At 67.1% G+C, this 8,388-nt stretch carries 7 protein-coding genes; 4 read left to right on the forward strand and 3 right to left on the reverse strand.

Annotated elements, in window-relative coordinates:
- Positions 1-241: 241 nt before the first annotated feature.
- The gene (locus AC3WJE_RS20590) at positions 242-1,315 is read right to left on the reverse strand and encodes an NAD(P) transhydrogenase subunit alpha (RefSeq protein WP_493732715.1); all 1,074 of its coding nucleotides are present in this window, start codon (positions 1,313-1,315) and stop codon (positions 242-244) included.
- 948 nt (positions 1,316-2,263) lie between these two features.
- On the reverse strand, positions 2,264-4,591 hold the full coding sequence (gene pacR, locus AC3WJE_RS20595; RefSeq protein WP_493732709.1) for a PacR family protein: 2,328 nt from the start codon (positions 4,589-4,591) through the stop codon (positions 2,264-2,266).
- Between the two features lie 546 nt (positions 4,592-5,137).
- Between pacR and AC3WJE_RS20600 the strand changes: the two genes are divergently transcribed.
- Complete coding sequence (locus AC3WJE_RS20600) at positions 5,138-5,731, forward strand: nitroreductase family protein (RefSeq protein ID WP_493732710.1); 594 nt, start codon at positions 5,138-5,140, stop codon at positions 5,729-5,731.
- 32 nt (positions 5,732-5,763) lie between these two features.
- Here the strand turns inward: AC3WJE_RS20600 and AC3WJE_RS20605 are convergent, their stop codons facing one another.
- Positions 5,764-5,919 (reverse strand): hypothetical protein, encoded by a 156-nt coding sequence (locus tag AC3WJE_RS20605; protein ID WP_493732711.1) that lies wholly within the window; start codon positions 5,917-5,919, stop codon positions 5,764-5,766.
- A gap of 5 nt (positions 5,920-5,924) precedes the next feature.
- Here AC3WJE_RS20605 and AC3WJE_RS20610 point away from each other — a divergent pair, with 5 nt between their 5' ends.
- From AC3WJE_RS20610 to AC3WJE_RS20620, 3 genes are all read left to right on the forward strand, one after another.
- Positions 5,925-6,812 carry a 5'-3' exonuclease gene (locus tag AC3WJE_RS20610; protein ID WP_493732712.1) on the forward strand — a complete coding sequence of 296 codons (888 nt, stop codon included), beginning with the start codon at positions 5,925-5,927 and terminating at the stop codon, positions 6,810-6,812.
- A 76-nt stretch (positions 6,813-6,888) separates the two neighbouring features.
- Positions 6,889-7,440, forward strand: a complete 552-nt coding sequence (locus tag AC3WJE_RS20615; protein ID WP_493732713.1) for an NUDIX hydrolase — start codon at positions 6,889-6,891, stop codon at positions 7,438-7,440.
- A 13-nt stretch (positions 7,441-7,453) separates the two neighbouring features.
- Positions 7,454-8,218: an N-formylglutamate amidohydrolase gene (locus AC3WJE_RS20620; protein WP_493732714.1), complete on the forward strand. Its 765-nt coding sequence runs from the start codon at positions 7,454-7,456 to the stop codon at positions 8,216-8,218.
- The last annotated feature ends 170 nt before the right edge of the window (positions 8,219-8,388 follow it).

An 8,388-nucleotide genomic window follows, 5' to 3' on the forward strand; every position in this document is an offset into this window, starting at 1 on the left:
TGGCGCTCAGCACCACGCGAGCCAGTGGCTCGCAAGCCGTGGCGCTTCGCCCCCGCTTTCGCGGGGATGACGGTAGAGAGATACCGGGGAACGGTAGAGGGCTGGTGCGGAAGTCACTGGGTCCCCGCCTACGCGGGGACGACGATGGAGAGATCGCGATCCCCGCCCCGCCTTCGCAAGGCCAAGCTCTGCACCGGAACGACGACAGCGAAACAGCACAAAACACACCCGAGCGAAAACCTCACTCCACCCAGCGCGTCTTCGCCAGCAACTCATCATCCCAATCGAACCCGATCGCCCCGTCCTTCAGGAACAACGCGACGAAGTTGTAGACGTTGCGCGCGAACATCTCGCTCGCATGCACCGCCCCCATGCTGGCCAGATCCAGCGGACCGGCCACGGTCACGCCACCAACCTCGACCGTCTTGCCCGGTTCGGTCGACTCGCAATTGCCACCCGTCTCTGCCGCAAGATCGACGATCACACTGCCCGGCTTCATCCCGGCCACCATCGCCGCGCTGACGATCTTCGGCGCCGGTCGTCCCGGCACCGCCGCCGTGCAGATCACCACGTCTATACCTTTGAGATGCTCGGCCAACCGCCGCTGCTGCTCGGCACGCTCCTCGTCGGTGAGTTGACGTGCATAGCCGCCCTCGCCTGCCGCGCTCACGCCCAGGTCAAGGAACTTGCCGCCCAGCGATTCGATCTGCTCGCGGGTTTCCGGCCGCACGTCGAAGCCCTCCACCTGCGCACCCAACCGCTTGGCGGTGGCGATCGCCTGCAACCCCGCCACACCAGCCCCGACCACCAGCACCTTGCTGGGCCGGATCGTACCGGCGGCGGTGGTCAGCATCGGGAAGAAACGCGGCGCCAACTGCGCAGCGATCAGCGTCGCCTTGTAACCGGCCATACCGGCCTGCGAACTGAGCACATCCATCGCCTGCGCACGCGTGGTGCGCGGCAGCCGCTCCAGCGGGAAGGCATGAATGCCCTCGGCACGCAGCGCCTCACCGCGTGCCGCATCGGCGCCCGGATACAGCATGCCGACCACACTGGCACCGGCTTTGAGCCGAGCCAGCTGCGTCAGATCCGGCGACTGCACACACAGCACCAGATCGGCCTGCCCGATCGCATCTTCGGGCGCCGCCTGTGCCCCGGCCTGCAGATAGAGATCATCGGGGAAACCCGCCGCACGACCGGCATCAGCCTGGACCCAGACCCCCGCCCCGAGCGCAACCAGCTTCTTGACCGTCTCCGGCGTCGCCGCCACACGGCGCTCGCCCCCGGCCAGTTCCTTCACCACCAGCACCTGCACGGCCATGCCTTGCCTTCCCGGATGTCGACCCATGTCGGCTGGCGATGCTAACAGAGCGCCCGAACCGGCAACGGCTCGACCGAACACCTGGAACCGAGCCTGCTCGGCTTCAGGCACGCTCGGACAAACCCGTTTTACGGAAAGCCCCAGCACCCCACACGCCCCCGGACCAACCAACAACCATGCCGTCACCGTCACCGTCACCGTCACCGTCACCGTCAGCTTTGCGGTTGCGGTTGCGGTTGCGGTTGCGGTTGCGGTTGCCGTTGCCGTTGCCGTTGCTCGTGATTTTGCCTTTGCTGTTGCTTCGGACTTTGACTTACCCGGGGGCCCCATCCGCAGCGGCGGAGCCAGCGGGAAAAACCCGAAGGGCGACGTGCATGGATGCACGTCGTTTTCTGCCGCGGCATGGATGCCGCGTCAGAAAATCCCGCTGGCGCAGTGCACCCGTAGCGCAGCGAAGGGCGCGAGGACTGGGGCGTGTTTCTTTGGGTTACGTTTCTTTGCACGAGCAAAGAAAGGTGACTCGCTCCGAAGGAGCGAAAGCTGTTGCTGTTGCCTTTGCCGTCGCTGCAACGTCAAACCCAAGAAGCAACGTCCATGGATCTTCGATCCCCGGCCATCGGGCATAGCCCGATGGCGCTCAGCACCACGCGAGCCAGTAGCTCGCAAACAGTGGCGCTTCGCCCCCGCGTTCGCGGGGATGACGGTAGAGAGATAACGCAGAAGTCACTGGATCCCCGCCTGCGCGGGGATGACGGTAGAGAGATCGCGCGGAAGCCGCTGGGTCCCTGCCTTCGCAGGCACGACGGTGGAGAGATGACGCAGAAGGCGCTGAGTTCCTGCCCCCGCCTTCGCGGGGTCAGGCTCTACGCGGAAACGACGACAGCAGAGAGGGGGCGGTACGAAACACGCAGGCTCAACACCTGCACGAAAACAACCGCAGACCTAAACCGTACTCACCTGCGGATCCAGCTTATCGATCACACCCTGCATCGCACTATCGAACGCCCCATCACTGGCATGCGGCCGCAACCGCCCCAACCGCACCATCACCGCCAGCTCCTCCGGCGAGGCCACACAGAACCGCACACCACGACGATTGACGAACAGCAATCGCGAGGAGATCGGACTCACCCACGACAACTTGCCGGCCTGCACCTTGCCGTCCTTGTCGATGAAGTCCAGCCACGTACCGATCGGCATATGGCGGAAACGATCGGCATCGGCGTTGTCGAAATCGTCGGTCCTCGCCTCGACGCCAAGATCCACCGCCGCCGTTTCCGGCACAGGCTGCGGCAATGCCACCGCGGGCAGTTCCGGCAGCGGCCGTTCCAGGTCCGGACGCGCCTCGGCGACCGCCTGCAAGGTGTCGTGCAGTGCGCCGATCGCCACTGTCGCCGCATCACCATGCAGGCCGACGCTGCCGAATACCTTCTGCAACGGTGCCTGCCAGGTCTGCAACCATGGCTTGCCGACGATGTGGCGACGCGCCTCGGCCAGTTCCTCCAGCACGCCATCGCCGACCGCCAATGCCTCGGCCATTGCCGGACCACCCTCGCCATCGCGCAGGATCGCCATGGTCAGGTTGTGCTGCCAGGGATGACGCAGGAATTCCTCCACCGCGGTCGGCATCTTGCCGATCAGGCGCTTTTCCAGTTCCAGCTGCGCGCGCGCGCGCGCCATGTCCAGCTTTTCCTGGCCGCGCTGGGTCTCGGCGGCACGCCGCTCGGCGATTTCGACCCGGCGGCGGTGCTGGGCGAGAAATTCGCGGAACTCTTCTTCCAGCGTCAGGAAGATCGCCAGGTTCTCGTTGAACTCGGCCACCAGTCGCTCGATGATCTCCTCGACCTTGGTCATCAGCACGCGCTCGGCCGGGCTGTCGCCGGTGTTGCCCTCGCAGGCTTCGGCCAGCGAGTTGAGCAGGCGTCGCGCCGGATGGGTCTTCTGCACGAACATCTTGCGGTCGAGCATCGCGACCTTCACGAACGGCACGATCAGCCGGCCGATCAGCTCGCGCGAGCGGCCTTCCAGATCACGCTCGTCCAGCATCACGTCGAACAACATGCCGACCAGGTCGATCGCGTCCTCGTCCATCGGGTCCAGACGCGCGCTGGCCGGGTCCACGCCCAGCCGGGTCGCACCCGACAGCACCTCGCTCTTGAGCCGCTGCGCCAGCGACTCGCCCTGCTCGCCGATCGCCGCGTTGAGCGTGGCGCTGGGCGTGGCCTGCAGCAGCGACAGCACCGACAACATCTCGCGCTGGCTGAGCGGGCGCTGCTGCGCGGCCGCCGCCGAGGCGACCGAAGCGGCCGACGTGGCGCCGTCGCGCATGCCGCGCGCCTGTTGCAGCAGCTCGTGCAGCGCGTCGAGCAGCACGCCCTGCCCGGCCGCGCCGGTGTAATCATCGCCCAGCTCGTCCAGCGATTCGCGACCCCGCTGGGCTGCCTGTGCCCGGCCGCGGCCGTGCGCCCAACGGTTGGCGAAGCGGCTGGCCCAGGCCGGTGCGGCGTAGTCGTAGTCGTCCTCGTGGCCGCCTGCGCTGACGTATCCCTCGGCATCCTGCTCATCGTCGCTGTCACGCGGCGCCGGGCGCGGGGCTGGCCGGCGCGGCTGGGAGATCTCCGGCATCACACCGGCCTTGGCGAGCTGTTCGTCCAGCGCCAGGTAGAGCTTGGCCAACGGTTCGGCCAGGTCGCGCTCGCACAGCTTGATCAGCACCAGGCGGATCTCCGGGGCGAACTCGCTGGTGGCGAAGGCCTCGTGCACCGCCGCGCCGATGTGCTCGGGGCCGATCGGGTTGGTGTCGGGGCCTACTTCCAGGCCACCGGCGATCCAGCCGAGCCGACGGTCGATGCGCGCCAGCACCGGCTTGCACTCGCGCAGCAGCACGCTGGCGAGGTTGCGCACCGCCAGCCGCGATTCCAGCTCGTGTTCCGGGACCAGGCTCAGCGCGCCGCCACTGCTGCCGTGACCGGCCAGCAGCACCTCGGCCGAGAGCGGCAGCCCCTGCTCCAGCCCGTGCCAGGCCAGCTCCAGTTGCGCGCGCAGCCGCTGGGCGATCTCGTCACGCCGCCGGCGCAGCTCGCGCATGCCGTCCAGATACAGCATCTGCGACGCGCCAGCGGTATCGGCGCGGTCGAACAACACATCGTCGAAACGCGCCAACGCCGAGGTGAACGCCTGCGAGAACGCAGGCAGAAATGCCACGCGCGCCTGTTCGAGCAGGCGTTGATCCCGCGCCGGATGCCCGGAGAGGCCGGGATTGGACGTCATGCGCAAAGGCTCCCCACCCTTGCAGGCGGTGATCTGAAATCAGGAAGAGAAACAGCGGCCGCGCCCCAAGCACCCGCCCGCCGATAGTAGGCATGATGGCGTATACAGGAACGTGATGACATGCGCATTTCCTATCCTGACGAACGGTGCTACCGAGCGCTACATCGTAATCCGCGCCCATGTCCTGCGTCTTGCCGTATGGACACGGGTGGCGGGGCTGAATTAAGCAAACGCATCCGGACAGGTGTCCGGACGCGTCGTCCAGGCTCCGCCCAACTATGACCCGCAGGCGGTTGAAGGCGGCGTTAATCATCGCCATCGGGGGTCGGGCGGGCGCCGGCAGGAGGCCTGCGAAGCCGGGACATCCGGGCATGTCGGACCACCGGCTTGCCCTTGGCGTATTGGCCGGATGACCTGAAGAAGCCGCTGGCGTGGGTCCCTTCCGCGGAGTGCTTTTCGCTGTCGAACGGCCACCGAGGCGAGGACGACGAGCAGAGCCCGGGTCGTCCCTGGCGGCCGAGGCTCGCCGTCTATAATCCGGCCACGATGCTCGACACCGACAATATGCACACCCTTTATTCGCTGCAGGCGCTGGATGAACGCCGCTCCGTGCCCTCCAAGCAGTTGGGCGAACCGGGCCCTGACGACGCCACCCTGCTGCGGATACTGCAGTCGGCAGTGCGGGTGCCGGATCACGGCAAGCTGGTCCCGTTCCGCTTCCTGCGCATCGCTGGCGAGGCGCGCGAAGCACTCGGCAAGTTCGTCGGCGAACGTTCCTTGCAGCGCGACCCGAAGGCGCCGGAGGCGGTCCTCGAGAAAGACCGCCTGCGCTTCTCCTACGCGCCGCTGATCGTCACGGTCATTGCGCGCCTGCAGCCGGATCACAAGGTACCCGAGCAGGAACAACTGCTGACGGCGGGCTGCGTCTGCTTCGCGCTGCTGCAGGCGGCGCAGGCCCATGGCTTCGGCGCGCAATGGCTGACTGCCTGGATGGCCTACGACGAGGCGGTGGCAGCGAAGCTGGGACTGGCGGCGGACGAGGCCATCGTGGGCTTCATCCATATCGGCACGCCCCGGCTGCAGGCGCCGGAGCGCGAGCGGCCCGATGCGGCGGCGTTGTTGACGGATTGGGTGGGGTGATGGTGTCTGGGGCGCGCGAGTTTCTTGACTCGTCATTCCCGCGAAAGCGGGAAGCCATGGACGTTGCCTTCGAAAGGCCAAAGTCCTTGGATGATCGGCCCTTCGGGCCGCTGAAAGGCACCTCCCGCTTTCGCGGAAATGACGAAGTGAAAATTCATGCAGAAAAGCGCCCCGGCCAGTACGGACATCGCGCATGAAGCCGCTGTACCTGATCGACTCCAGCCTCTACGTATTCCGGGCCTGGCATTCGATGCCCGACGAGTTCCGCGATGCGCAGGGCTGGCCGACCAATGCGGTGCATGGCTTCGCGCGCTTCCTGCTGGAGCTGCTCGAACGCGAGCGCCCCGAGCACATCGTGCTGGCCTTCGACGAGGCGCTGGACAGCTGCTTCCGGCATGCGCTCTATCCGGCCTACAAGGCCAACCGTGCGCCGGCGCCGGATGAGCTGCGTCGCCAGTTCGCGCACTGCAAGGCGCTGTGCGCCGCGCTCGGGCTGGCGGTGCTGGCGCACCATGAGTACGAGGCCGACGACCTGATCGGCAGTGCACTGCACAGCGCGCGACCGCATGGCTTCCATGGCGTGATCGTCTCGGCCGACAAGGATCTTTCGCAGTTGCTCGGCGAGCACGACGAGCAGTGGGACTACGCCCGCCAGCAGCGCTGGCGTGCGGACGGGGTCAAGGCACGTCACGGTGTGCATGCACACCAGATCGCCGACTACCTGGCGCTGTGCGGCGATGCGGTCGACAACATCCCCGGCGTGAGTGGCGTCGGCGCCAAGACCGCGGCGGTGCTGCTGGCGCATTTCGGCAGCCTGGACGTGCTGCTGACACGCATCGACGAGGTTCCGTTCCTGCGCCTGCGCGGCGCCGCCCAGGTCGCCGCACGGTTGCGCGAACAGCGCGAACAGGCGTTGCTGTGGCGGCAGCTGTCGACGATCGCGCTGGACGCCCCGGTCGATACCAGCGCCACTGCGTACCGCCGCGCCAGCGCCGATGCAGGCATGCTGACGGGCCTGTGCGATGCGCTGCGCTTCGGCCCGCTCACGCGGCGGCGGTTGCTTCAGGCATGTGATTCGTGATTTGGGTTTGGGGACTCGTAAGAGCAAAGACCCCAGCCCGAACCCTCCCCCAATCCTCAATCCCGGCTCCCCATCCATGACCCACAGCAATGCCGAACCCAAGGTCGTCTACGAAGGCAAATACCAGCGCATGGTCGTGCGCGGTACCTGGGAGTATTCCGAACGCGTCCATGCCGGCGGGCTGGCGGCCATCATCATCGCGGTGACACCGCAGGACGAGGTGCTGTTCGTCGAGCAGTTCCGCGTGCCATTGCAGGCGCGCACGATCGAGATGCCGGCCGGGTTGGTCGGTGATATCGAGGCCGGTGAGTCGATCGAGGCCTCGGCGACGCGCGAGCTGGAAGAAGAAACCGGCTGGACCGCCGAGCATGCCGAGGTGCTGATGATCGGCCCGACCTCCTCCGGCGGCAGCAGCGAGAAGATCGCGTTCGTGCGCGCCACCGGGTTGCGCAAGATCGGCGAGGGCGGTGGCGACGCCACCGAGGACATCGTCGTGCACGCGGTGCCGCGCCAGCATGCCCCGGCGTGGCTGGTCGAAAAGATGCGCGAGGGTTACCAGATGGACGCCAAGCTCTGGGCCGGGCTGTGGATGATCGAGCACGACCTGGACGGCACCCTGCGTGGCTGATGCGTCTTCCGCGATGGGTTCGCCGCTGCTGGGTCAGGACGACCCGCCGCCGTTCACCGTGCACCACGCCGATGGCACTTCACCGTTCCTGCTGCTGGCCGACCATGCCGGCCAGTGCGTACCGCGCGCGCTGAGTGAGCTGGGCCTGCCGCAGGTCGAGCTGGACCGCCACATCGGCTGGGACATCGGTATCGAAGGCACCACCCGTCTGCTGGCGGGGCTGCTGGATGCGTTCGCGATCACCCAGACCTATTCGCGGCTGGTGATCGACTGCAACCGGCCGCTGACCTCGCCGACCTCGATCGTCACCACCAGCGATGGCACCGCGGTGCCCGGCAACCAGGATCTCGACGACGAGGCACGCCAGGCGCGCGCCAGCGAGATCTTCGCGCCGTACCACGCGCGCATCGAGGCCGAGCTGGACGCGCGCGCCGCCGCCGGGCAACCGACGATCCTGATCGCGATGCACAGCTTCACGCCGCGCATGAATGGCTTCGAACGGCCGTGGCATGCCGGCGTGCTGTACAACCGCGACGGCCGCATCGCGCACGCGTTGCGCGATGCGTTGCAGGCGGAAGGCCTGGTGGTCGGCGACAACCAGCCGTACGCGGTCAGCGAGACCAGCGACTACGCGGTGCCGGTCCACGCCGAGGCGCGCGGGCTGCTGCATGTCGAACTGGAAATCCGCCAGGACCTGATCGCCGACGAAGCCGGCCAGCGCGAATGGGCGCAGCGGCTGGCGCGATTGCTGCCGGCGTTGGCGATGCGCTGGAAGTGAGCCTCCCCGATCAGAGCCCTGCACTTTGTCTCAGATCGCATTCGACGCAAACGAGTGCCGTGAAGTCGTACTGCTGCCGGTGCCGCGTGCCTTCTGTGGGAGGGACTCTGGGTGGCCTCGGGCCATTAGTCCCGACGCTTCACCGATAGAGCCCGTCGGGACTAATGGCC

The sequence above is a fragment of the Pseudomonas sp. GW821-FHT07E12 genome (assembly GCF_058986605.1).